General features: G+C 73.6%; 24 protein-coding genes. 10 read left to right on the top strand and 14 right to left on the bottom strand.

What is annotated here, in order from left to right; translation table 11 throughout:
- Nucleotides 1–46 precede the first annotated feature (46 nt).
- The gene (locus tag ACFUK0_RS31160) at nucleotides 47–2,572 is read right to left on the bottom strand and encodes a SpoIIE family protein phosphatase (RefSeq protein ID WP_380255826.1); all 2,526 of its coding nucleotides are present in this window, start codon (nucleotides 2,570–2,572) and stop codon (nucleotides 47–49) included.
- Nucleotides 2,573–2,729: 157 nt separating this feature from the next.
- On the opposite strand from ACFUK0_RS31160, the gene ACFUK0_RS31155 reads away from it, so the two are divergent.
- The 3 genes from ACFUK0_RS31155 to ACFUK0_RS31145 all read left to right on the top strand — a co-directional run bounded on the left by ACFUK0_RS31155 (nucleotide 2,730) and on the right by ACFUK0_RS31145 (nucleotide 4,213).
- Entirely contained in the window at nucleotides 2,730–3,185 is a 456-nt protein-coding gene (locus ACFUK0_RS31155) for an RDD family protein (RefSeq protein ID WP_380255825.1), read from the top strand.
- Nucleotides 3,182–3,502: a DUF4326 domain-containing protein gene (locus ACFUK0_RS31150; protein WP_380255824.1), complete on the top strand. Its 321-nt coding sequence runs from the start codon at nucleotides 3,182–3,184 to the stop codon at nucleotides 3,500–3,502. Before ACFUK0_RS31155 ends, ACFUK0_RS31150 begins: the two co-directional genes overlap by 4 nt.
- A gap of 69 nt (nucleotides 3,503–3,571) precedes the next feature.
- On the top strand, nucleotides 3,572–4,213 hold the full coding sequence (locus ACFUK0_RS31145) for a uridine kinase (RefSeq protein ID WP_380255823.1): 642 nt from the start codon (nucleotides 3,572–3,574) through the stop codon (nucleotides 4,211–4,213).
- On the opposite strand, the gene ACFUK0_RS31140 is transcribed toward ACFUK0_RS31145, so the two are convergent.
- On the bottom strand, nucleotides 4,161–5,024 hold the full coding sequence (locus ACFUK0_RS31140) for a DNA-formamidopyrimidine glycosylase family protein (RefSeq protein WP_380255822.1): 864 nt from the start codon (nucleotides 5,022–5,024) through the stop codon (nucleotides 4,161–4,163). The genes ACFUK0_RS31145 and ACFUK0_RS31140 overlap by 53 nt on opposite strands.
- Before the next feature lie 32 nt (nucleotides 5,025–5,056).
- Nucleotides 5,057–5,515: a universal stress protein gene (locus ACFUK0_RS31135; RefSeq protein ID WP_380255821.1), complete on the bottom strand. Its 459-nt coding sequence runs from the start codon at nucleotides 5,513–5,515 to the stop codon at nucleotides 5,057–5,059.
- Between the two features lie 116 nt (nucleotides 5,516–5,631).
- Between ACFUK0_RS31135 and ACFUK0_RS31130 the strand changes: the two genes are divergently transcribed.
- Nucleotides 5,632–6,042: a hypothetical protein gene (locus tag ACFUK0_RS31130; protein WP_380255820.1), complete on the top strand. Its 411-nt coding sequence runs from the start codon at nucleotides 5,632–5,634 to the stop codon at nucleotides 6,040–6,042.
- Between the two features lie 12 nt (nucleotides 6,043–6,054).
- Here the strand turns inward: ACFUK0_RS31130 and ACFUK0_RS31125 are convergent, their stop codons facing one another.
- Both ACFUK0_RS31125 and ACFUK0_RS31120 read right to left on the bottom strand, forming a co-directional pair.
- Nucleotides 6,055–6,327 (bottom strand): glutaredoxin domain-containing protein, encoded by a 273-nt coding sequence (locus ACFUK0_RS31125; protein ID WP_380255819.1) that lies wholly within the window; start codon nucleotides 6,325–6,327, stop codon nucleotides 6,055–6,057.
- 277 nt (nucleotides 6,328–6,604) lie between these two features.
- Complete coding sequence (locus ACFUK0_RS31120) at nucleotides 6,605–7,597, bottom strand: zinc metalloprotease (RefSeq protein WP_380255818.1); 993 nt, start codon at nucleotides 7,595–7,597, stop codon at nucleotides 6,605–6,607.
- Between the two features lie 25 nt (nucleotides 7,598–7,622).
- On the opposite strand from ACFUK0_RS31120, the gene ACFUK0_RS31115 reads away from it, so the two are divergent.
- The gene (locus tag ACFUK0_RS31115) at nucleotides 7,623–7,802 is read left to right on the top strand and encodes a hypothetical protein (protein WP_380255817.1); all 180 of its coding nucleotides are present in this window, start codon (nucleotides 7,623–7,625) and stop codon (nucleotides 7,800–7,802) included.
- 95 nt (nucleotides 7,803–7,897) lie between these two features.
- Here the strand turns inward: ACFUK0_RS31115 and ACFUK0_RS31110 are convergent, their stop codons facing one another.
- The 3 genes from ACFUK0_RS31110 to gndA all read right to left on the bottom strand — a co-directional run bounded on the left by ACFUK0_RS31110 (nucleotide 7,898) and on the right by gndA (nucleotide 11,576).
- Nucleotides 7,898–8,560, bottom strand: coding sequence for an AAA family ATPase (locus tag ACFUK0_RS31110; RefSeq protein WP_380255816.1), 663 nt, complete (start codon nucleotides 8,558–8,560; stop codon nucleotides 7,898–7,900).
- 203 nt (nucleotides 8,561–8,763) lie between these two features.
- Nucleotides 8,764–9,924, bottom strand: coding sequence for a N(5)-(carboxyethyl)ornithine synthase (locus tag ACFUK0_RS31105; RefSeq protein ID WP_380255815.1), 1,161 nt, complete (start codon nucleotides 9,922–9,924; stop codon nucleotides 8,764–8,766).
- 197 nt (nucleotides 9,925–10,121) lie between these two features.
- On the bottom strand, nucleotides 10,122–11,576 hold the full coding sequence (gndA, locus tag ACFUK0_RS31100; protein ID WP_380255814.1) for an NADP-dependent phosphogluconate dehydrogenase: 1,455 nt from the start codon (nucleotides 11,574–11,576) through the stop codon (nucleotides 10,122–10,124).
- Nucleotides 11,577–11,934: 358 nt separating this feature from the next.
- Between gndA and ACFUK0_RS31095 the strand changes: the two genes are divergently transcribed.
- Complete coding sequence (locus ACFUK0_RS31095) at nucleotides 11,935–13,146, top strand: glycoside hydrolase family 64 protein (RefSeq protein WP_380255813.1); 1,212 nt, start codon at nucleotides 11,935–11,937, stop codon at nucleotides 13,144–13,146.
- 97 nt (nucleotides 13,147–13,243) lie between these two features.
- On the opposite strand, the gene ACFUK0_RS31090 is transcribed toward ACFUK0_RS31095, so the two are convergent.
- From ACFUK0_RS31090 to ACFUK0_RS31065, 6 genes are all read right to left on the bottom strand, one after another.
- Entirely contained in the window at nucleotides 13,244–14,959 is a 1,716-nt protein-coding gene (locus ACFUK0_RS31090; protein ID WP_380255812.1) for a condensation domain-containing protein, read from the bottom strand.
- Nucleotides 14,960–15,066: 107 nt separating this feature from the next.
- Nucleotides 15,067–15,963: a hypothetical protein gene (locus ACFUK0_RS31085; protein ID WP_380255811.1), complete on the bottom strand. Its 897-nt coding sequence runs from the start codon at nucleotides 15,961–15,963 to the stop codon at nucleotides 15,067–15,069.
- Nucleotides 15,929–16,723, bottom strand: coding sequence for a 4'-phosphopantetheinyl transferase family protein (locus tag ACFUK0_RS31080; RefSeq protein ID WP_380255810.1), 795 nt, complete (start codon nucleotides 16,721–16,723; stop codon nucleotides 15,929–15,931). The genes ACFUK0_RS31085 and ACFUK0_RS31080 overlap by 35 nt, the downstream gene beginning before the upstream one ends.
- Nucleotides 16,720–17,634, bottom strand: a complete 915-nt coding sequence (locus tag ACFUK0_RS31075) for a hypothetical protein (RefSeq protein ID WP_380255809.1) — start codon at nucleotides 17,632–17,634, stop codon at nucleotides 16,720–16,722. Before ACFUK0_RS31075 ends, ACFUK0_RS31080 begins: the two co-directional genes overlap by 4 nt.
- A gap of 4 nt (nucleotides 17,635–17,638) precedes the next feature.
- On the bottom strand, nucleotides 17,639–17,926 hold the full coding sequence (locus ACFUK0_RS31070) for a phosphopantetheine-binding protein (RefSeq protein WP_380255808.1): 288 nt from the start codon (nucleotides 17,924–17,926) through the stop codon (nucleotides 17,639–17,641).
- A gap of 148 nt (nucleotides 17,927–18,074) precedes the next feature.
- Nucleotides 18,075–19,010, bottom strand: coding sequence for a 3-oxoacyl-[acyl-carrier-protein] synthase III C-terminal domain-containing protein (locus ACFUK0_RS31065; RefSeq protein WP_380255807.1), 936 nt, complete (start codon nucleotides 19,008–19,010; stop codon nucleotides 18,075–18,077).
- Nucleotides 19,011–19,105: 95 nt separating this feature from the next.
- On the opposite strand from ACFUK0_RS31065, the gene ACFUK0_RS31060 reads away from it, so the two are divergent.
- The 4 genes from ACFUK0_RS31060 (at nucleotide 19,106) to ACFUK0_RS31045 (ending at nucleotide 22,541) form a co-directional block, all read left to right on the top strand.
- Nucleotides 19,106–19,414 (top strand): hypothetical protein, encoded by a 309-nt coding sequence (locus tag ACFUK0_RS31060; RefSeq protein WP_380255806.1) that lies wholly within the window; start codon nucleotides 19,106–19,108, stop codon nucleotides 19,412–19,414.
- Nucleotides 19,411–20,571 (top strand): glycosyltransferase, encoded by a 1,161-nt coding sequence (locus ACFUK0_RS31055; RefSeq protein ID WP_380255805.1) that lies wholly within the window; start codon nucleotides 19,411–19,413, stop codon nucleotides 20,569–20,571. Before ACFUK0_RS31060 ends, ACFUK0_RS31055 begins: the two co-directional genes overlap by 4 nt.
- A gap of 149 nt (nucleotides 20,572–20,720) precedes the next feature.
- Nucleotides 20,721–21,692 carry an ATP-binding cassette domain-containing protein gene (locus ACFUK0_RS31050; protein ID WP_380255803.1) on the top strand — a complete coding sequence of 324 codons (972 nt, stop codon included), beginning with the start codon at nucleotides 20,721–20,723 and terminating at the stop codon, nucleotides 21,690–21,692.
- Nucleotides 21,693–21,776: 84 nt separating this feature from the next.
- The gene (locus ACFUK0_RS31045; protein WP_380255802.1) at nucleotides 21,777–22,541 is read left to right on the top strand and encodes an ABC transporter permease; all 765 of its coding nucleotides are present in this window, start codon (nucleotides 21,777–21,779) and stop codon (nucleotides 22,539–22,541) included.
- The last annotated feature ends 44 nt before the right edge of the window (nucleotides 22,542–22,585 follow it).

Below are 22,585 nucleotides of genomic sequence, written 5' to 3'. Positions count from 1 at the left end.
GGCGCGGGCCGGGCGCGGGCCGATCGCCCGGGCGGCGCTCCGGGCGCTACCCGGGGTTGTAGCCGGGGCTGTACTCCGACAGGAGCAGCGCCACGTCGTCGGCCCGGTGGACGGAGCGCCGGGCATCGCGCAGCAGCCGGTCGGCGAGCTGGTCGAGGGTCGCCGCCCTGGCGTGGGCGAGCGCGGCGCGCAACCGGTCGACGCCCTCGTCGATGCCCGCGCCGGGCTCCTCCACCAGGCCGTCGGTGTAGAGCGCGAGCACCGCACCCGGCTCCAGCACCAGTTCGGTGACGGGGAACTCGGCCAGGTGGTCGATGCCGAGCAGCGGACCGCCGGGCAGGTGCAGCGCCTCGGTGTGCCCGCCGGGGTGGCGCAGCAGAGGCGGTAGGTGCCCGGCCCGGGCGGCGCAGATGTGGCCGTTCGCGGGCTGGAGGTAGAGCAGGAGGCAGCTGGCGAGCAGTCCGGGGTCGAGGTCGACCATGAGCCGGTTGGTGCGGGCGAGCACCTGGCCCGGCGGGTCGCCGCCGCCGGCGAACGCGCGGACCGCGCTGCGCAGCTGGCCCATCGTGGCGGCGGCGCCGACGTTGTGGCCCTCGACGTCGCCGATCACCAGGCAGACCCCGCAGCTGGTGGCGACCGCGTCGTACCAGTCGCCGCCGATCTCCATGCCCTGGGTGCCGGGCAGGTAGCGGGCCGCCATCCGGACACCGGAGACGGTCGGCAGGCGGTGCGGGAGCAGCGCCTGCTGGAGGCCGCGGGCGAGGGCGAACTCGGCGTCGTAGAGGCGGGCGCGCTCCAGTGCCTGGGCGATGAATCCGCCCAGTGCGGTGAGCAGGCCGCGTTCGTCGGCGGTGAAGGGCCGGGCCTCGTCGAAGCCGAGGATGCAGCTGCCGATGGGGTGGCCGGAGGCGATCAGCGGCAGGAAGGCCCAGGCGCGCATCTCGTCCAGCGGGATGCCGGGGTAGGCGGCGGAGAGCTGGTGGACGGACTCGAAGAAGATCGGGGTACCGGTGCTGAGTGCCTCCGCGCCGGGCAGCCGGGTACCCATCGGGGTGCCCTCGAAGGGGTCGAGGAAGCCGTCGGGGTAGCCGGTCTGGGAGACCAGGTGGAGGCGCTTCTCGCGGACGGTGTAGATGGCGAGCTGCTGGCCGCCGAAGGCGGGCAGGATCTGGTCGGAGACCGCCTGGCAGACCTCCTTCACGCTGACGGCCTCGGTGAGCGCGCTGGCCAGCTGGAGCAGGTGGTACGTGGCGCCCGGTGCGGCCCGGGCGACCGGCGGCGGCGCGGGCGGCCGGTCGGCGGCGGTGCCGGGCGGCGGTTCGGCGGCGACCACGCGGCCGGTGATGCCGTGCGCGTCCGGGTAGAGGGAGAAGGCGAGCCAGGAGTCCGGCGGGCGGTGGGCCAGGAAGGCGGTGGGCTGCTGGGAGAGCATCGCGGCCCGGTAGCGGTCCTCGTACACCGGATCGGCGAGCCACGGCAGGACCTCCCACGGGTGGTGGCCGACCAGATCCTCCCGGCGGACGTTGAGGAGCATCTCGCAGCTGCGGTTGACGTAGCCGGCCCGGCCGTCGGGGTCGAGCGAGAAGACGCCGTCGCGCAGCCGTTCGACGGCGGCCGCGGCCGCCGTGCCGGTGCGGCTGTCCAGGACGGCGCCGACCAGGTGGGCGCGGCCGGCCGGGCCGGTGTCGGGCACCCGGCCCCACAGGTCGACGAAATACGGATGCCCCTCCTGGTCGAGCACCCGGACCTGGGCGGCGAGCACCCGGCCGTGCTCCAGCGCGGCGCGGGCGGCGGCCCGGAACTCCGGCCGGTCGGCGGCCGTGATCCGCTCGCCGAGGGTGGCCGCGCGGCCGTCGAAGTCGGCCGGGGCCACCCCGAAGATCTCGCACATCTCGTCGTCGGCGGACATCGCGCCGGTGGCGAGGTTCCAGTCGAAGAGCCCGACCCGGGTGACCGCGACCGCGGGCGTCGGCAGCTCGACGACCGCCGTGTCACCGGCGGCCTCGACCGGGTGCCCGTCGGCCTCCAGCCCGGCGAGTGCGGCACCGAGGCGGTTCGCGATGGTGCGCAGGTGCCGTCGCGCGCGGTCCGGGACGCCGTCGTGGGCGGCGGGCCAGAGCGCGGTCAGGACGCCGTAGGTTTCCCCGGCCGCACCGATCGGCACGCTGGCGGAGGCGAAGTCGTACGGCATGCCGAGGGCGAGCTGCGGGAAGCGCCGCATGGTCTCCTCGCTGTCGGCGAGGCTGATGGTGCGCCCGGTGCGGTAGCTGAGGGCGACCGGCAGCGGCCCGGCGACGGCGACCCTGCGCATCGGGCTGAGCAGCGACAGCGGCACCCCGGCGACCGTGGTGAGCACCAGCGAACGGCGGTCTCGCGAGTGCAGGTAGACCGCGCCGCCGTAGGCGTGGGTACTGCTGAGGGCCTTGCGGACGGCGGCGGCGGACAGCACGTCGATCTCGTGCGCCGCGGCCCCGGCAGTGCGCTGCCGCGGGCGGTGCGCGGTGCCGCGCTCCGCCCTGGTACCGCCGGTCACTCGCGGGCCGTGCTGGTCCGCCGGTACACCTTGGCGCATCTTTTCTTGCTACGCCGGGGGCAGATGCCTGTCAAGGCAGGGGGAGAGCGGGCAGGTCGGCGGCCTGCGGAGCCCGGGCCGTTCCGGTTGCGGCGCGGCCACGCTGGGTCAGCATGGCCCTAGCGATCCACGCCCCCTCCCCAGAACGGCGGCCCCGATGACGTACACCCCGTGGTGGTCCCGCGTGATGTCGTACCTGGCCGACGGCGTCCTCGTCGCCATCCCGTCGTCCGTGGCCGCCCTGATCGACCCGCGGAACACCGCGCTGGCGATCGTGCTCGGCGTGGTGTCGTTCGCCCTGCTGGCCTACAACCGCTGGTACCTCGCCGGCCGGACGGGGCAGAGCTGGGGGAAGCGGATGCTCGGCACCCACCTGCACAAGGAGGCCACCGGCCGGCCGACCGGCGTCTGGATGGCCTTCGTCCGGGACGTCTGCCACATCCTCGACGCGCTGCCCTGCTACCTCGGGTTCCTCTGGCCGATCTGGGACGAGAAGCGGCAGACCTTCGCCGACAAGATCGTCAAGACCGTGGTCACCCCGGCCGAGACCCCGCTGCCGGAGCCGCTGGCCCCGAACTGGCAGGCCCCCGCGCCGCCGGAGAACACGCTGTGACCGCCCGCAGGCCCACCACCGTCGTCAACCTGAAGGGCCATCAGGGCGACCCCGGCTACGAGGACGTCGTCTACGTCGGCCGGCCGATGCACCGGGGCGGCTGGCACCTGGCGGGTTCGCCCTACGCCTGCCCGTTCCGCCCGGGGCGGGACGGCACCCGGGAGGAGGTCGTCGCGCAGTACCGGGCCTGGCTGCTCGAACAGCCCGAACTCCTGGCCGGACTGCCGGACCTGCGCGGGAAGCGGCTCGGCTGCTGGTGCGTACCGCTGGCCTGCCACGCCCAGGCCCTCGCCGAGCTCGCGGACGCCGCGCCGTAGGGGCCGCTGCGCAGAATCGGTGACGGGGGCGGCCGGGGTGCGGGAGGGGGCGCAGGGCAGGATGGGGGCGTGCAGGTACGCCCGATCTCCGCCGAACGGCTGACCGACCTCCTCGCGGACCGCATCAGCGGCCTCGCCGCCGCACTGCCCGAGGGCGGCCGGCTGCGCGTCGCCGTCGACGGCGCGCCCGCCGCCCGGCCCGGCGCCCTCGCGGACGCCCTCGTCGAACCGCTGCGGCTGCGCGGACGCCCCGCGCTGCGGGTGTCGGCCGCCGACTACCTGCGCCCCGCCTCGATCCGGCTGGAGTACGGCCGGCACGACCCGGACGCCTACCACGACCTGCGCCTCGACGACCGTGCGCTGGCCCGCGAACTCCTCGACCCGCTGGAGCCGGGCGGCACCGGCCGCGTCCTGCCCACCTTCTGGGACGCCGCAGCGGACCGGGCCACCCGCGCCCCGTACACCGTGCTGCCGCCCGGCGGGGTGCTGCTGCTCGACGGCGAACTGCTGCTCGGCCGCTGGCTGCCGTTCGAACTGACCGTCCACCTGGCGATGACGCCCGCCGCGCTCGCCCGGCGCACCCCGGCCGAGGAGCACTGGACGCTGCCCGCCTTCGCCCGCTACGACGCCGAGACCGGGCCGGCCGACGCCGCCGACGTCACCGTCCGGGTCGACGACCCCCGCCGCCCGGCGCTGGTCGAGCACCCGTGAGCGGGCGCGGCGAGCCCGCCGGGGCCGGTCCGCGCTGGCAGTACGGGCACCAGTAGGCGATCCGGTCCTGCGGCGGGACGCCCTGGCGGGCCGTCAGCACGCCCGTGCCGCAGCGCGTGCACGGGCGCCCGGCCCGGCCGTACACCCAGTACTGGTGGCCCGGCCTGGTGTCGCCGGTGGTGACGCGGCCCGGGCGCTCCTTGTTCGCCTCCAGCAGCTGCCGGGCACGGGCGACCAGGCGGTCGGGGGAGGCGAACCCGCCGACCGGGCTCCACGGGGTGACGCCGGCCAGGAAGCACAGCTCGTTCGCGTAGACGTTGCCGATGCCGGCCAGGTTCCGCTGGTCGAGCAGCGCCTCGGCGAGCGGCCGGCCGGGCTGCGCGGTGAGGCGGCGGACGGCCTCCGCCGCGTCCCAGTCCGGGCCGAGCAGGTCCGGGCCGAGGTGGCCGACGGCCCGCTGTTCGTCGGCGGTGCGCAGCAGCTCGACGACGGGCAGCCGGTAGCCGACGGCGGTGGAGTCCTCGTTGGCCAGGACGGCCCTGATCTGGTGCGCAGGACCTCCGGACCAGCGCTCGCCGGTCCGGTAGACCGCCCAGCGGCCGTCCATCCGCAGGTGGGTGTGGAGGGTGAGGCCGCCCTCCAGTCTGGTGAGCAGGTGCTTGCCACGCGGGGTGACGTCGAGGACCCGTCGGCCGGTGAGGTCGGCGGTGGCGTGCGCGGGCACCCTCAGGTCGGCGCTTGTCAGCACCCGCCCGGCGAGCGCCCGGTGCAGCCCTGCGGTCGCGCGGTAGACGGAGTCACCCTCTGGCATGGCCCCATCCTGCTCCGGCCGGCGGCCCGTTGTCAGGCGCCGGCGTGCCGGTGGTCGTCGCGGATCACCACGACCGGGCAGGGCGCGTGCTCGGTGAGGTGACGGCTGACCGAGCCCAGCACCGCCCCGGAGAACCCGCCCAGGCCGCGGCTGCCGACGACCAGCAGGGCCGCGCCCTCGGCGGCGTCGAGCAGCGCCCGGGCCGGGTTGCCGGGGATCACCGCCTGGGAGATCTTCACCGGCGGTTCGGCCCCGGCCACGGCGGTGACGGTCTCGGCGAGCGTCCTAGTGGCGAGCTCCTGCGGGTCGAACCCGTCGGCGACGGGCACGGCGCCCACCCAGCCGTAGAACGCCGGGTACTCCCAGGCGGTGACCGTCTGGACGGTGCCGCCGGTCACCCGCGCCTGCTCGATCGCCCAGCGCAGGGCGTTCTCCGACGCCGGGGAGCCGTCCACGCCGACCACGATCCGCTGGTTCGAACCGCTACCCATGTGTCCTCCTTGTTCGGCCTCCGATACTCCTTACATTTATAGATCAATCAGACATTTCTCCGACGAACGCCACACGGTCGGCCCCCTGCGGCCGGGACGGGTGGCATGCTGGCCCGATGTCGAAGAAGCGGTCCCGCACCGTGACGTTCGGGGAGGTGGTGGCGGAACTTCCTCCGGTCGAGGAGCCTTGGACGGGGCGCGGCTACCGGCACCCCGTCACGGAGGGCGCCTTCGTGGACGCCGACGGCCGAAAGTGGACCCTCGTCCGCAGTCGGCTCGATCCACGACGGGCCAAGCGCCTCGCCGCCACGGCGGACCGGATGTCCACCGGTGGGGACACGTACGACGAGGACCAGGACGAGTGGTTTCCCGTGTACGTCCCGCAGGCCGACCGGCAGGCCGCCTGGCTGGAGGTCAAGCCACGGCTCGGGGCCCACTACACCCCCGGGCAGGACGTCTCCTACGAGGCGTACGAGTTCACCTCGGTGGACGGCCTGACACTCGTCTACTTCGACGTCCACTGCTGAACCGGGTCACCCCTACCCTGCCAGCAGGTGCGGGGCGTACTGCTCGACCGCCGCCATCAGCTGACGCTTCGACGGGTTCACCATCGCCTCGCCGCCCACGGTCACGGTCGGCACGGTCTCGTTCCCGTCCGCGACCGAGCGGACGAAGGCCGCCGCGTCCCGGTCGCGCCAGATGTTGACCTTGGTGTACTTCAGTCGCGTGAAGCGCAGCCGCAGGCGCAGCTTCATGCAGTACACGCAGCCGGGCCGCCAGTAGACGACGACGCCCGCACGGTCCTTGGCCATGGACTCCCCCTCGGTCGTGGAACCTGTCAGAGGCGATCCTAGTGATACGCCCACGACCGGTCCCGGGGCGGCCCACCCGTCGCACCGCTCCCGCGACGGTACGTCAGGAACCGCTGAGGCAATGGGGCAGTTCGCCGGCCCGGTGCGGCTCGTCCGGGCGGGCCGTCGGAACTCCTCGGGCGGGGCGGTGCGGGCCGGACAGGGCGGCGCCCCGGCGGGCGCTCGGGGCCGAGCGTACCCGCCGGGGCGATTCGTTCCCGTACGGCCGGATGTGCCGTCAGGCCCGGTAGGAAGCCCAGGAGTTCGTCATCCGGGTGACCTGACCGGCGGTGAACTGGGTCATGCAGGAGTCGTACGTGTAGTCCATGAAGTTCTTGATCGGGTCGAGGCCGGTGGCGGTGCAGGTGTCGCGCCCGGTCGGGCACTGGTAGGCGGCGCTCTTCTCGGCGGGCGTGTCGGAGACGTAGTCGCCGTTGCCGCTGCAGCCGCCCTGGAAGGTGTGGTAGAGGCCGAGCCAGTGGCCGACCTCGTGGGTGGCGGTGTCGCCCTCGTTGTAGTTGGCGGCCGAGCCGCCGGGCAGCGAGGTGTCGAGGATGACGACGCCGTCGTCGCTCGGGTTGGACTTGTAGGAGCTGGGGAAGGTCGCCCAGCCCAGCAGGCTCTGGCCGAGGCTGGCGGTGTAGAGGTTGAGGGTGCCGGCGCCGCCCTTGCGCAGGGCGGTCTTCATGGCCTTCTCGGCCGAGGAGCCGGGTGCGATCCCGTTGTACCAGGCGGCCTTGTCGGTGTAGTCGGTGCCGGCCAGCGTGAACGAGAACGGGGTCGCGGTGTTGCCCGATCCCTGCCCGCCGTAGGCGGCGTTCAGGACGGCGAGCTGCTTGCTGATGTCCGTGGCGGTGAGCTTGCCGGTCGTGCCGGAGTGGATCACGTGCACGTAGACCGGGATCACGGTGGCGGCCAGGGCGGGGGCGAGGAGCGAGTTGCCCCGGGGCGACTCGCGCAGCTCGCTGACCTTCGCCGCGAGGTCGGCGTTCATGGCGCTCGCCTCGGCGTCGGTGACGGCGTTGGGTTCGTGGGCCTGACTGCCGGCGGCGCGGCGCGCGCCCGGGTCCGCGCTGTCGCTCCCGGTGCACTGCCCGGCGGCCGTGGCGGCCGACGCGACCGTGAACGACGGGGGCGCGGCGAACTGGGTGAGGGCGAGGGTGGCGACGAGGGCGGCGGCGCTGAGGAGTCTGCGGGGGACACGCGCGGGGACGTGGGCAGAACGACGCATCTGCTCTCCTGTGGAGAAGTGGGGGATGGCGGTTTCGGAGGCCGCCGAGCCGAGGCTACGCAAGGGCGACGCGTACGCGTCAGACATGAACCGGCCGGAAATTCCTGACGACAAATCGGGCGAAGCCAGGAAGTTCACCCGAAGAGAGCTGGTCGGTCAGAAGAATTTACCGCCCGGCAACATCACCGGTATGTCCGAAAGTTGACCGGCCATCCATTCCCCGCACCCCGCCGGGCACACCCCCGCCGCCGCCCGAACGCCCGAACGGACGACCTCCCGCCCCCGCTGCCCTCCCCGGGGCTACGCCGCCGTGAAGGCGATCTCGGCCAGCCGTCGCGCCGCCGACCGGTCGAGCACCACCACCGAGGCGCACCCCGCCGGCGGCGCCCCCGTACCCGCCAGTCTGGTGCGCAGGCGCCCGGCCGCCCGGCAGTGCCGGGCGAAGGCGTACGCCGACACGGACTGACCCCGGCTCAGCTGCCCCTCGCGCGCCTCGGCGCTGCTCGCGTCCAGCAGCACCAGGTGCAGCCCCCTCCCCTGCCGGGCCGCCGACCGCGCGAGCCAGAACCGCACCAGCGGCACCGCGCCGCAGTCGTGCACCGCGAGCGGTCCGCCCGCGAGCAGCGCCCGCCGCAGCCGCCGGTAGTGCGCGAACCGGACGAGCGGCCGGTACACCGCGTACGGCAGCCAGGCCGGCAGCCGGGCCTCGTACTCCTCCCGCACCTGCTGGGAGTCGATCACCCGGGCCCGCACGCAGCGCCGCAGCAGGGTGCTCTTGCCGCTGCCGGGCAGACCGGAGACGACGAGAACGTCCTGCGGCGGGTAGTGCAACGCGGCCGGCCCACGGCTGCGGCGCAGGTCGTGCAACGCGCGCGGGCGCAGCACGGCCGGCGGCGGCGCGCTCCTGGGCAGCGGCACGCGGGCCTGCCTCGCGGACAGCCCGACCTCGGTCGACTCGGACACCAGCCACTCCCTCCGGAGCCCGGTGCCTTGCTCCCCCCGGGCCTGCTCCACCCTCTCGATGAGAGGGTCTTCTCAAAGAGAGGGTAAAGAGTAGTGGTCAGCGCGGGTGACGCTGAACCCTTTTCACCGCTGAACCCCCTGCACCGACCGGGACGGCGAACGGCGCCCGGTCGGTTCCCGGGCGCCGGGGAGCCGGAACGGGCTCAGGCTGCGGCGGGCATCCCCAGGGCCGGGTGCGGATAGTCCGCCGAGCGGCGCTGGAAGGACAGGATGTTCGGGTTCTGGACGACGCCGTCGCGGATCTCGATCGCGCGCCGCAGGGTCTCGTTGGACGTCCAGCTGCCCGGGCCGCTGAGCACCGCCCGCAGGAAGGGCAGCAGTGCCTCGCTGTTCTCCCAGGTCGCCGCGTTCCACAGGTAGGACGGACTGTGGTCGACGCCGTAGTAGCGGACGTTGTCGCCGACCAGGAACGTCGGCTCGGTGAAGGACGTCGGGCGGGCCCAGCTGAAGCCCATGCCCTCGTCGCAGGACACGTCGATGACGAGGGTGCCCGGCGCGAGCAGGCCGAGGTCCTCCTCGTCGAGGAAGGTCAGCGGAGCGTCGGTGTCCTGGAGGACGCAGTTGACGATGATGTCGTGCTCGGCGAGGAACCCCGCCAGCGGCACCCGGCCGTCCTCGGACAGCGCGTAGCTGCGCCGGGCGTCGTTCTCGTCGCGGTCGAACTGCACTATCCGCGCGGAGTGGATCGGTGAGCTGACCGCGGTCACCCCGCGCTGGGTGAGCACGTCGACGTCGTGCACGCCGAGCGCGCTGAGCGCCGTCACCGCGCCCCGGGCCGTCGCGCCGAAGCCCAGGACGGCGGCCCGCAGCCGGCGGCCGTAGTCGCCGGTCGAACCGGTGAGCTGGAGTGCGTGCAGCACCGAGGAGTACCCGGCCAGCTCGTTGTTCTTGTGGAAGACGTGCAGGTTGAACGAGCCGTCGTTGGTCCAGTGGTTCATCGCCTCGAAGGCGATCAGGGTCAGCCGGCGGTCGATCGCGGTCTGGGTGAGCTGCTCGTCCTGGACGCAGTGCGGCCAGCCCCAGAGGACCTGTCCTTCCCGGAACTCCGCGAGTTCCGGTGCCTGCGGCTTGGCCAGCAGGATGACGTCGCATTCGGCGAGCAGCTGCTGCCGCGAACGGAAGCCGGCGACCATCGGCGCCAGTTGTTCGTCGGGCACGCCGAAACCTTCGGCATAACCGTGTTCAAGGAAGATGCGCCCCTGGAGGTCGGGGTCGATCCGCTCGAAGTGTGAGGGGTGAATCGGCAGTCGGCGCTCGTTCTCTTTGCGCGACTGTGCCATGACTCCGAGGTTGAGCTGGTGCACGTGGGCCCCTTCGATTACCCCAGGTCTAGCACAGATCCGCACGTCACCGGACCGGCCGAAGGTCCCTGGGCCCGGTCGGCGGTGTCCCGCGGAACGCGCGGACGGGGTGGTCCGCCCTGCTCAGCGGTACTCCGGACCGAGCCGGGCGGCAGCAACGGGAGCCGGCCGGGGTGCGGGCCGCGGACGGCCGGGCGGTCTCAGCGTTCCTCCTCGCGGCGGTCCTCGCCCCAGAGGGTGTGGAAGGTGCCGTCCCGGTCGACCCGCTGGTAGGTGTGCGCGCCGAAGTAGTCGCGCTGGCCCTGCACCAGGGCGGCCGGCAGCCGGTGCGCGCGCAGGCCGTCGTAGTAGGCCAGTGCGGTGGAGAAACCCGGTGCGGGGACGCCCAGTTCGGCGGCGGTCGAGACCACCCGGCGCCAGGCGGACTGGGCGCCGTCGAGGGCGCTCAGGAAGTGCTCGTCGGTGAGCAGCGTGGCCCGCCCGGGGTCGGCGTCGTAGGCGGCCCTGATGCGGTCGAGGAACCGGGCCCGGATGATGCAGCCGCCGCGCCAGATGGTGGCCATCGCGCCGAGGTCGATGTCCCAGGAGTACTCGGCGCTGCCGGCCTGGATCTGGTGGAAGCCCTGGGCGTAGGCGACCATCTTCGACGCGTACAGCGCCTGCTCGACGTCGCCCGCGAAGCGGTCGGAGGCCGCGCTGTCGAGCCAGGTCTCGGACGGCCCGGGCAGGCCCCGGGCCGCCCTGCGCAGCTCTGCGCCGCCCGACAGCGAGCGGGCGAACACCGCCTCGGCGATCCCGCTCACCGGCACGCCGAGTTCGAGGGCGGTCTGCACCGTCCAGCGGCCGGTGCCCTTCTGTTCGGCCTGGTCACGGACGATGTCGACGAACGGCTTGCCGGTCGCCGCGTCGGTGTGGGCGAGGACGTCGGCGGTGATCTCGATCAGGTACGACTCCAGCCGGCCGCCGTTCCACTCCCGGAACACCCCGGCGATCTCGGCGGGCTGCAGGCCGGCGCCGTGCCGCAGCAGGTCGTAGGCCTCGGCGATCAGCTGCATGTCGGCGTACTCGATGCCGTTGTGCACCATCTTCACGAAGTGGCCGGCGCCGTCGGGGCCGACGTGGGTGCAGCAGGGCCGGCCGTCCACCTTGGCGGCGATGTCCTCCAGCAGCGGGCCCAGCACCCGGTACGACTCGGCGGTGCCGCCCGGCATGATGCTCGGGCCCTCCAGCGCGCCCTGCTCCCCACCGGAGACGCCGCTGCCGACGAAGTGCAGCCCGTGCTCGCGCAGGGCCTTCTCGCGGCGGCGGGTGTCGAGGAAGTGCGCGTTCCCGCCGTCCACCACCACGTCGCCCTCGTCGAGCAGGGGCACCAGTTCGTCGATCACGGCGTCCGTCGGGGCACCGGCCTTGACCATGATCACCAGGCGGCGCGGGCGTTCGAGCGAGGCCACGAACTCCTCCACCGTCGTGCTGGGGACGAAGTCGCCCTCGTGGCCGAACTGGTCCACCAGGGCGGTCGTCCGGGCCTCGGTGCGGTTGTGCAGGGCGACGCGGTAGCCGTGCCGGGCGAAGTTCCGGGCCAGGTTGCGGCCCATGACGGCCAGCCCGGTGACGCCGATCTGGGCCTGCGGGCGGGCCTGGGGCTGCTCGGTCATGACGGGACGCTCCATGTCATTCGGGGACGGACTCCGGGGACGGACACAGCGGCTTCCAGCCTGCCGTGGTCCGCACGTGACCGCACCCGGACGCGCCGGACCGGCCCATGAGAGCGCTTTCATGTCACCGGATGCCCCGCGACGGAGCCCTCGACCGCTCACGGCCTGTGCAGCTTTGGGGCATGATCGGTGAAAGCATCGTATTTCCAAGGTACTTGCACCCCCTGTGCCGAGGCGGCGTCACACATCCCACCTTGTCCAGACCATTGACATGCACCGCCGGTCTCAGCATTCTGAGAGCGCTCTCACGCAACGCGGGAGGGCACTCCCCCCACTCCCCCACCCAAGGACTGACCCGATGAGGAAGAGAAAAGCACCGGCCACCCGCAGCGCCACCTCGGCCGCCGTCGCCGTCGCACTCGCCGCCGCGGGCCTCACCGCCCTCGCCCCGGCCGCCCCGGCCGCGGCGGCGGTGCCCGAGACCATCGCGCTCACCTTCACCAACAACTCCGGGCGCAGCGAGCCGGTCTACATCTACGACCTCGGCACCCAGCTCTCGACCGGCCGGCAGGGCTGGGCGGATGCCGGCGGTACGTTCCACGCCTGGCCGGGCGGCGCCAATCCGCCCGCCCCCGCACCGGACGCGGCGATCGCCGGCCCGGCCAACGGCCAGTCCATCACCATCCGGCTCCCCAAGTTCTCCGGCCGGATCTACTTCTCGTACGGCCAGAAGCTGGTCTTCAAGCTCGCCACCGGCGGCCTCGTCCAGCCGGCCGTGCAGAACCCCAGCGACCCGAACAGCAACATCCTGTTCAACTGGTCCGAGTACACCCTCAACGACTCGGGGCTGTGGCTCAACAGCACCCAGGTCGACATGTTCTCCGCCCCCTACGCCGTGGGGGTCAAGGCCCCCGACGGCACCACGAAGAGCACCGGGCATCTGAAGCCGGGCGGCTACCAGGGGTTCTTCAACTCGCTCCGGAGCCAGCCGGGCGGCTGGGCCAACCTGATCCGGACCCGGGCCGACGGGACCGTGCTGCGGGCCCTCGCCCCCGGCCACGGCATCGAGTCCGGTGCGCTGCCGGCGACGGTGCTGAGCGACTACGTCAACCGGGTCTGGAGCAAGTACTCCACGTCGACGCTGACCGTGACGCCGTTCGCGGACCAGCCGAACACGAAGTACTTCGGCCGGGTCTCCGGCAACGTCATGAACTTCACCAACACCGCCGGGGCCGTCGTCACCTCGTTCCAGAAGCCCGACTCCGACAGCATCTTCGGCTGCTACAAGCTGCTGGACGCCCCGAACGACCTGGTCCGCGGCCCGATCTCGCGCACGCTCTGCGCCGCGTACAACCGCTCCACGCTGCTGACCAACCCGAACCAGCCGGACACCAGCGCGGCCGGTTTCTACCAGGACGCGGTGACCAACCAGTACGCCCGGAAGATCCACGCCCAGATGGCCGACGGCGCCGCCTACGCGTTCGCCTTCGACGACGTGGGCCACCACGAGTCGCTGGTGCACGACGGCAACCCGCAGCAGGCGTACGTGACGCTCGACCCGTTCAGCTAGGCACCGTCCGGCTCCGGCCCGGCGGTGGCATCTCGTCCGCCGCCGGGCCCGGGGCGGGGGCGCCGGCCCCGCACCCCTTACGCCGGCAGGCCGGCGGTCAGCCCAGCGACTGCTGCCAGTCGGTCACCCCGGGGTCCCGGCCGCCGCCCTCCGCCAGCACCGGGAGGGCGTCCCAGCCACCAGGTGCGGCGGGGTCGCCGTGGTGCACGACGTAGTGCTCGGGTGCCATCGCGGTGTCCCGGCCGCCGAGGGCCGCGACCACGGCGGCGTGCGCCGTGAGCGGGGTGAGGCCGCCGGCCGCGACGGCGAGGCGGGCGACCAGGCGGCCGCCGGTGAACTCCACCCGGGTCGCGACCGCCGTGCCCAGCACGTCGGCGAGCAGGCCGCGGACGGCGTCCAGGTCGATCCAGGAGCGGCCGACCTGCTGCCAGTCGCCCTCCCTGACCCCCGGCCGGATGCCGGTGAGTGCGGTCAACCCGTCGAGTGGCACCGGGCCGCGGGCCGAGGCCTCGACGATCGCGAGCAGTCCGCGGGCGAAGTCCTCGGTCTCCGCCCGGTCGAGCACCTGCGGGCAGGCGAGCAGCGCGAGTTCGAGACAGCCGTTGACCCGCAGGATGTTGAACATCAACCGGACGGGGACCCGCTGGTCGGGGAACCAGCCGATCTCGGGGTCCGCCTGCGGGGCGGGGCGGGCGTTGGACGCGGCCTCGGGGATGGTCAGGCTGAGATCGTTCACGACGACGTGCCGCGCGTAGCGGGATCCGCGCAGATGGGCGACGTCCTCGATCATCTGCCAGATCTTCTCGGCGTCGAAGGTGCTGTGCCAGTACCCGGCCAGCGAGGCGGCCTTGGTGTGGCCGATCAGCTCGTCCAGGTCGGCGTGGCCGGCGTCCACGGCCAGGAAGGCGTCCTGGGCCAGGGTGCCGACGTAGTCGGCCATGCCCGGGCGGTGCCGGTTGGCGGACAGCGCGGCGATCACCAGGTCAGGTTGTGCGGCCCGGTGCGCCACCAGCGCGGCGAAGGCGGCGAGCAGGACGACGGACGGGCCGGCCCCCGTCCGCTGGGAGGCGGCGGCCAGGTGCCCGGCCGCCGCGCGGGAGCGCAGGATCAGCACGGAGACCGCGTCCGGCGGTCCGGTGAGCCGCGAGTCCGCGAAGACCGCCTGCGGGGCGGTGCGCAGGATCCGCTCCCAGTGCCGCAGCGAGGCGGTGGCGCGCCGCCGGCCGAGGCCCGAGTTCTCGGAGGCCGCCAGCTCCAGTGGCGTCCGCGCGGTGACGGGCGGCAGCTCCTTGCCGGCCGCGAGTGCGAGCCACTCGTCGATCAGCAGGGCGGTCGCCGCGCCGTCCGCCCCGGAGTGGCAGACCACGACCGCCATCCGGACCGGTCGGCCGTCCCGCGTCACGAGCGTGCACCGGAGCGGGAAGTCGGTGGCCAGGTCGAAGGCCACGGCGTTGTCGGCCCGTGCCAACCCGTCCGCGAACGCGTCGAGTTCGGGCTCCTCCAGCAGGCCGGCCTCGACGACAGTGACGGTGAACTCGCCCTCCGCCCGGATCTCCTGACCGGTCGGGAACCCGTCCGGGCCGGGCGGGAACACGGTACGCAGGGACTCGTGGCGCTCGGCCAGCGTCCGCAGCGCGGCGAACGCGGCCGGGAGGTCGGCGCCGGCCGGCACCGGCCAGACGGCCTCCTTGTTGATCTGTTCGGGGTCGTCGCGCCGGATGCACCGGATCATGTTGTCCTGGCCGAAGGTGAGCGGTCCCGAGCCGCTCGTCCCGCCGCCGTAGCGGACGGTGATCCGCCTGGTTCCTGTCACGTCGCACGCGCCCTTCGGCTCGCCTGTCCCAGCGGGGTGTGGATCGGGACGCTACCAGCGACGCCGTCCAGTGGTCCATACCAGACCGGCACTTTGCTGATCACCGGTCAGCTCCCTTCCGCGATCGACCGGATGACCGCCTCGGGCCACTCGCTGGGACGCGTCCCGTGTGCGTGCAGCAGCGCGAGGGCGATCCGCTCGATGCCGAACGCCGTGCACGCCGTGTTCCCGGGAGCGCCCTGGCTGGTGAAGCCGAACGCCTCACCGAAGTGGTCCTTGTGGAAGTTCGCCGAGGCGATGGCCTGGACGAGTCCGTCCGCGACCGGGACCTTCAGTTCGTACTTCAACTCCTGCTTGCGCTGGGCCGCCTGGAACAGGCGCCGGGTCGGGCCGAAGAACGGGTCGTCGGCCACCTCGGTCTCGACCTTGAGCGACATCCCGCGCAGCCAGCCGGCGACCGCCTCCAGCCAGGTCGCCCGCCAGGCCAGGCAGTGCTCCTCGGTACCGGCCGTGACCAGCTCCACCATCCGGAAGGTGCGCAGCCGGCCGGTTTCGCTGGTCGCCTCCTGGCGGAAGCACTGCCCCTCCACCGCGAACCGTTCCGGCTCCGCCAACTCGCGCCCGGCCAGGCCCGCGTAGACCGGGTAGCAGGCGGCGGGCAGCAGGACGAGATCGCTCGCCCGCTGCGCGGAGTCCCAGGCGCCGCCTTCGACGGCGTGCGGCGCGAGGTCCTTCCACTCGGCGGCCGTTCCGGTGAAGCTGTGCACCGTGCCGAGCAGCTGGGGGAACGCCTTCACGTAGCCGGCGCGCTCGACCAGGCTGCGGGGGATCACCGGGGGAATCACCAGCCGCGGGAACTCCTCGGCGGCCGCCAGCCTCTCGATCCCGCGGCGGAGCAGCGCGACCACGGCCTCGAACGGCGCGGGGTGGAGCTGGACGCCGGGCGCGTCGGTCGGGATCGGCGTCGCGTCACCCTCGGGAACGGTGATCTGAAAGTTCGTCATGTCCTGCTCTTCCGTGCGCGGTTCGGAACACCATGGCGGGCTGGTCGGAGATCTGGTGGTCGGCGGGGGTCCAGCGCCTGGACCGGAGGCGGAACGGGCGGTCGCCGTCCACCGCGACGGCGGCGCGGAACCCCTGGGGCACGGGGACGTCCCGCACCCAGCACGGCCCTCGCCCCAGCGGGCCGGCGTCCGCCAGCCGCAGCGGGGCCGGGCCGGCCAGCGGCAGGCCGAGGCCCTGGACGAGGCGGCCGCCGTAGGCCTTGACGCAGGCCTCGCGGCGGCACCACAGCCGGGTGAAGCGTTCGGCCTGCGCGCCGGGTGAGGCGCCGTCCGCGACGAACTGTGCTTCGGTGCCCGGGAAGTAGCGCCGGGCGACCCGGGCGGCGACCCGCGCGTCCCTGATCTCCTCGATGTCCGCGCCGACCTGCCGCCCTTCGGTGAGCGCGAGCAGGGCCAGGGCGCCGGACGCCGAGTAGCTGAGTTGCAGCCGGGCGCCGCCGGCTGCCGGCTCCGGTTTGCCGTGCGGGCCGTGGCGCCACTCCAGAGCGGCGGGGGGTGTCCCGAGCCGGTCCGAGGCGAGCAGCCTGACGGCGCCGTGGACGACGGTGAAGCGGTCGCCGCGCAGTGCGTCCCCGGCCGCGCCGGCCCGGTCGAGTTCGGCGCGGTCGAGCAGGCGGCGCAGCCGGCGGACCACCGGCGCGGGCTGGTCGGTGGGGATCACCCACACGTCGACCTGGTCCGCGTCCGGGTGTGTGGTCACGGCGCCACCCCGGCCGGCAGGGCGAGGGTGCTCAGCCGGCCGAGGCGCCGGTCGAGGTCCGCGACCAGAACGGGCCGCCGCTCGGCCCGCCAGGCGGGCAGACGCTCGGCGAGCTGCGTCCACACGCCGGTGAACGGCTGTCCGGGCCCGGCCTCGACGACCGGCCCGAGCGGGTCGCGCCCGAGGCCCGCTTCCCGTTCCGGTTCCGGCCCGGAGAGCGCGGCCTGCGGGCCGAGGGCCAGTTCCGGCCCGGAGATCAGTGCGGCCTGCGGGCCGAGGGCCGCCCACTCGGAGCGGACCTGCGCCGGGGCCGAGTCCGCCACCGCGCCGGACGACTGGCGGACGAGCGCCTCGTCGCCGTCCGTCTGCTCGCAGACCAGGGCGACCGCGCGGTGCCGGTCCGGCAGTACGACGGGTGCGGCGGGCCGGTGGTGCAGCGAGGTCTGTTCGACGGCCAGCACCACCGCCCGCCGGCAGGCCCCGCTCCGGCTGTAGTCGGAGGCGATCCGCAGCGCGGTGAACGCCGCGGCGGGGCCCTGGTCGCAGACGGCGAAGGCCAGCGGCGCGCCCGGGCAGAAGCGGCTCAGGTGGACGGCGGCCGAGCGGCCCGGCCGGACGTCCGGGGAGGAGAACGCGAGGATGAGCAGGTCCACCGGCTCGCCGGCGGGCAGCGCCTGGGCCAGCAACTCCTCGGCCATCTCCCCGTACGAGTGGCCGACGCCCCGGCGCAGCAGGTCCTCGCGCAGTTCCAGCCCGTACGGCCGGGCCAGGTCGGAGACGAACACCCGCAGGTCCGGGTCGAGGGAGGTCTCCGAGTGTCCGTCGAAGTCCCTGGCCACGACCCGGGCGACGCGCAGTCCGTTCCGTGGCCGGCCGTGCCGCTCGACGGGCGGGGCGCTGGCACCGGGCATCCGGTCAGTCCTCGGCGATGACGTGCCCGGCGACGAAGTCGGCCAGGCTGGCGACCGAGCGGAGGTCGTCCTCGCCGATCTCCTCGACGTCGACCTGGATGTCGAGTGACTCCTCCAGTTCGAGGATGAGTTCCAGGGTGCCGGCCGAGGTCAGGCCGAGGTCGTCGAACAGGCAGGCGTTCTCCGGTACCTCCGCGAGTTCGCGCTTCAGTACGCGCGGCAGCAGGTCCCCGATGCTTCGGAGCACCTGGCCTCGCAGGTCGGTGTCGGTCTGGACCGCGGGGTCTGGCATGGGTATCCCGTCCCGTCGTGCGTGAGGAGTGGCTGTGTCCGCCGGCCTGCCCGGCCGTGGCCCGGGTGCGGGCAGGGGTGCGGGCGGCGCGAGCGGTCTGCCGGTGTGGGTGTTTCCGGGGCAGTCGGTCCGACGGTGCGTCAGCGCGTCAGTGCGTGACGACCATGGCCGAGAAGGTGGCTCCGATGCCGGCGGCGGCGATCAGGTAGCGGTCACCGTGGCTGAGCAGGCCCCGTGTGGTGGCGGTGTGGAGGTTGATGAAGGCGTCCGCTGCGAAACTGTGCCCGACCGATGGCACGTTGTCCAGCACCACCTTGTCGACCGGATAGCCGATCCGGCGGCAGATCGCCCGCCAGGAAACCTGGTTGACGTTGTGCGGAAGAATCAGTGCGACCTCGGAGAGGTCTAGTCCTGCCTGGTCGAGGGCGGCCTGGATCGCCTCCGCCATCACCTCCGGGTACTCCCGCTGGTAGCGCGAGAGAAGATCCGGATTCTCGGCGAGCCGCCCGTCGAATTCGGGCCGCTGGCGGACGGCGTAGGACGCCACCCGGTCGCGCCCGCCCTCGGCGCGCACCAGGCAGGCCGCGGCGCCCTCGCCGAAGATCGCGGTCTCCGGTACCAGCTGGGCGTCCCGGGTGAAGGTCTTCTCCCCGGTCAGCACCAGCGCCAGTGCCTCCGGGTCGGGCTCGGAGGCGAGCAGCCTGCCGGCCAGGTCGACGGCCAGCAGCCCCACCGCGCAGGCGTGGTGGGTGACGGTGAAGGCGTTGGCGTGGGCCAGGCCGTAGCGGGCGGTCAGCTGGTGCAGCGGGTTGAGCGGGTAGGGCACGGCGACGGGCATGCTGCGTGCGTGCAGCACGAACCGGACGTGCTGCTCGCGCCCTCGCAGGTCGGGCAGCAGCGCCTGCAGTGCGCCGTCGAGCAGGTCGAGCAGCGTCCCGTCCGGGTCCAGGCGTACCTGGTCCAGGCCGTGGAAGCGGCGGAAGAGTCGAAGTTGACGTGGGGTCAGGCCGATCCGTTCCCCGACCGCCTCGATCGGCGCGGTGTGCGGGGGTAGGTGGACGGCCACTGCCTCCAGTGCGGTCACGCGGGCTAGTATTCCGACGCCCGGCGGGTCGCACAAGTGATCACGGGCTGTCGCCGAAGTAACCGCCCCCGTGCCGTCGAGCAGGTGGAGCCCCCGTGAACGACCTTGAACCGCCACCCCTCCCGGCCCCGGACCGGGCGCGTCCCGACCTGGTCGCGCTGCTGGTGGAGGCCGCTTCGGCGCCTCCCGAGTGGGCCGCACTGGTGACCTTGCAGGCCCGCCTGGACGGCGATCTGCTGCTGGACGAATGTGAACTCGCCGACCTCTCGGAACTGCTGCGCGAGCGCTTCGGCGCGCACGCCGATCTCGGCGCGCTGCGGGCCGGCCTCGGGCTGGACGCGTTGGAGGCACTCACCGTCGGCGACCTCCAGCAGGCCCTGGACGCCCCGCAGGTGCGGGGATGAGCAGGTTCCTGCTGGTGGTCCCGCCACTGACCGGTCACGTCAACCCGACCGTGGGGATCGCCCGGGAGCTGGTGGCACGCGGTCACGAGGTCGCCTGGACGGGCTCCGAGCCGGTACTGCGGCCCCTGCTCGGCCCCGGCGCGCGGGTGCTCGGCACCGGCAGCCGGCTGTTCCGGCCCCAGGGCGGGCACGGCCTGGCGGCGCTGCGCTCGCTGTGGGACGGCTTCATCGTCCCGTACGCGCGCTTCACCGCGAAGCCGGTCGACCAGGTGGTGCGCGACTACCGCCCGGACGTGCTGCTGGTCGACCAACACACCCCGGCCGGCGCGCTGGCCGCCCACCGGCACGGGCTGCCGTGGGCGAGTTTCGCTCCCGGGGCGATGGAGCTGGGGCGCCCGTTCCGGGCCCTGCCGCAGGTGGAGGCATGGATGCTCGGCCGGCTCCGCGAGCTGTGGCAACGGGCCGCGCTGCCGCCGGAGGAGTTCACCGACCCCCGATTCTCCCGCGAGCTGGTGCTCGCGCTGACCGGCCCCGCCCTCACCGGCGCGGAGGTGTTCCCGGAGCAGTACGCCCTGGTGGGGCCGGTGCTGGCCGAGCGGCCGGCCGATCCGGCGTTCCCCTGGGAGCGGCTGGATCCGGGCCGGCGCACCGTCCTGGTCACGATGGGCACGCTGGCCGGCGGGCTCGGCGCGGACTTCCTGTCCAGGGCGGTACGGGCGCTGGAGCTCTGCGGTCCGCAGGTGCAGGCCGTCGTCGCGGCGCCGCGCGACCTGCTGCCCGCACTGCCGGCGGGGGTACTGGCCGTGGACCGGGCGCCCGTGCTGGAGCTGATGAGCCGTGGGGTGCTGGACGCGGTGCTGTGCCACGGCGGGATGAACACCGTCGGCGAGGCGCTCACGTACGGGATCCCCCTGGTGGTGGCGCCGATCCGGCACGACCAGCCGTTCGTCGCGGCCCAGGTCGTGGCGGCGGGCGCCGGGGTGCGGGTGCCGTTCGCGCGGGTCTCGCCGGCCGCGTTGGCCGCCGCCCTGCGGACCGTCCTGGACGGGGACGCGCACCGGGCCGCAGCCGTCCGGGCGGGGGCCTCGCTGCGGGCGGGCGGTGGCGCCGTCGCGGCGGCGGGCCGACTGGAGAAACTGGTCGTGAACAGGTCATGAGCTGGGCGGCAAGGCCGGTCGTGGGCGGGTGAAATACCATCAGATCCATTGGTCTAGGCCATTGTTTCCGAGCCTCCCGAGACCCTAGGGTGGCGCGCAGCACCGGTTCCCAGGTGCCCCTGCAAGCCATCCCATCCCGGGAGTTCTGGTTGATCGAGACCAAGGGACTGCGCAAGTCCTACCCGTCCCGGAAGCGCGGCAGCACCGCCGTCGACGCCGTCCGCGGCATCGGCCTGGCCGTGCCGGCAGGTGAGATCTTCGGCCTCCTCGGCCCCAACGGGGCCGGCAAGACCACCACCCTGCGCATGCTCGCCACCCTGATCCGGCCGGACGGCGGTGAGGCCCGGATAGCCGGCGCCGACCTGTTCACCGAGCCGGGCGAAGTCCGCCGCCGGATCGGCTACGTCGCCCAGGGCGGCGGCACCACCGACGCCGTCAGCGCCCGCGAGGAACTGGTGCTGCAGGCCAGGATGTACGGCATCGGCAAGGCCGAGGCCGGCCGGCTCACCGAGGCCGCGCTGAAGTCCTTCGACCTCACAGAGTTCGCCGACCGCCCGTGCAGCACCTACTCCGGCGGCCAGCGCCGCCGGGTGGACATCGCCCTCGGCGTGATCCACGGCCCCAGGGTGCTGTTCCTGGACGAGCCCACGGTGGGCCTCGACCCCGCCAGCCGCAGCCAGGTCTGGGAGGAGATCCGGCGCCTGCGCACCGAGGGCATGACGGTCGTCGTGACCACCCACTACCTCGACGAGGCCGACGCGTTGTGCGACCGGGTGTCGATCGTCGACCACGGCGAGACCGTGGCCGAGGGCACCCCCGAGGCCCTCAAGCGGGAGATCTCCGGCGACGTCGTCCTGGTGGGCCTGGAGCCCGGCGAGGGCGTCGCCGGACGGGCCGCCGAGGCCCTGCGGGCCGAGCCCTACCTGCACCGGCTGGAGACCCGGGGCACCGACGGCGAGGACGGCCTGCGGCTCTACGTGGAGAACGGCGCGGCCGCCATCCCGCAGCTGCTGCTGGCCCTGGGCGGCGCGGGCGTGGTGCCCGGCACCGTCCAGCTCCAACGGCCCAGCCTGGACGACGTGTTCCTGGCCCGCACCGGCCGCTCCCTCCAGCAGGCCTGACTCCCCTCGACGCGCTGCTCGCCGCCGGCGGGCCTGACTCCCCCGACTGACCGACCGACCACCCATGCCCAGGCAAGGACACCGATGAAGCTCGCCCGCGACACCTGGCTGGTCTTCCAGCGGCAGTTGCTGCTGATGGCCCGCACCCCGGTCTGGATCGCCGTCGGGATCATCCAGCCGCTCTTCTACCTGCTGCTGTTCGCCCCGCTGCTCAAGCAGGTGCTGGCCCCGCTCGGCGCGACGACCTACGCCGAGACCTACCAGATCTACGTACCGGGCCTGCTGGCCGTGCTGGTCATCTTCGGCGGCCTGTTCACCGGTTTCTCGCTGCTCGGCGAACTCCGGGCCGGCATCATCGAGCGCTCCCGGGTGACCCCCGTGAGCCGGTTGGCGCTGCTGCTCGGCCGGGCGCTGCGCGAGGTGGTGGCACTGCTGGTGCAGGCCGTCCTGATCACCCTGCTGGCGCTGCCGTTCGGGCTCCGGATCAAGCCGCTCGACCTGCTGCTCGCCTACCTGCTGCTCGCCCTGCTGGCGCTGATGACCTCCGCCGTCTCGTACGGCATCGCCCTGCTGGTGCCCAGCGACTCGGCACTCGCGCCGGTGGTGAACACCATCGCCCAGCCGATCGCCCTGCTCTCCGGGGTGCTGCTGCCGCTCGCGCTGGCACCGCACTGGCTGCAGGCCGCCGCCAGGTGGAACCCCTTCTACTGGGCGGTGGAGGGGATGCGGGCGCTGTTCTCCGGGCACGTCGACGACAGCGCGGTGTGGCAGAGCCTGATCATCGTGGCGGCCCTGACGGTGGCCGCCGTGTTCTGGTCCGCCCGGCTGTTCTCCACCCGGGTGCGCTGAACCTCCGACGCCGTGGGCCCGGCCGGGATCTCCCGGCCGGGCCC

The sequence above is a fragment of the Kitasatospora sp. NPDC057223 genome, assembly GCF_042669755.1.
Lineage (GTDB): Bacteria > Actinomycetota > Actinomycetes > Streptomycetales > Streptomycetaceae > Kitasatospora.
This window is presented reverse-complemented; position numbering and strand designations above follow the sequence as displayed.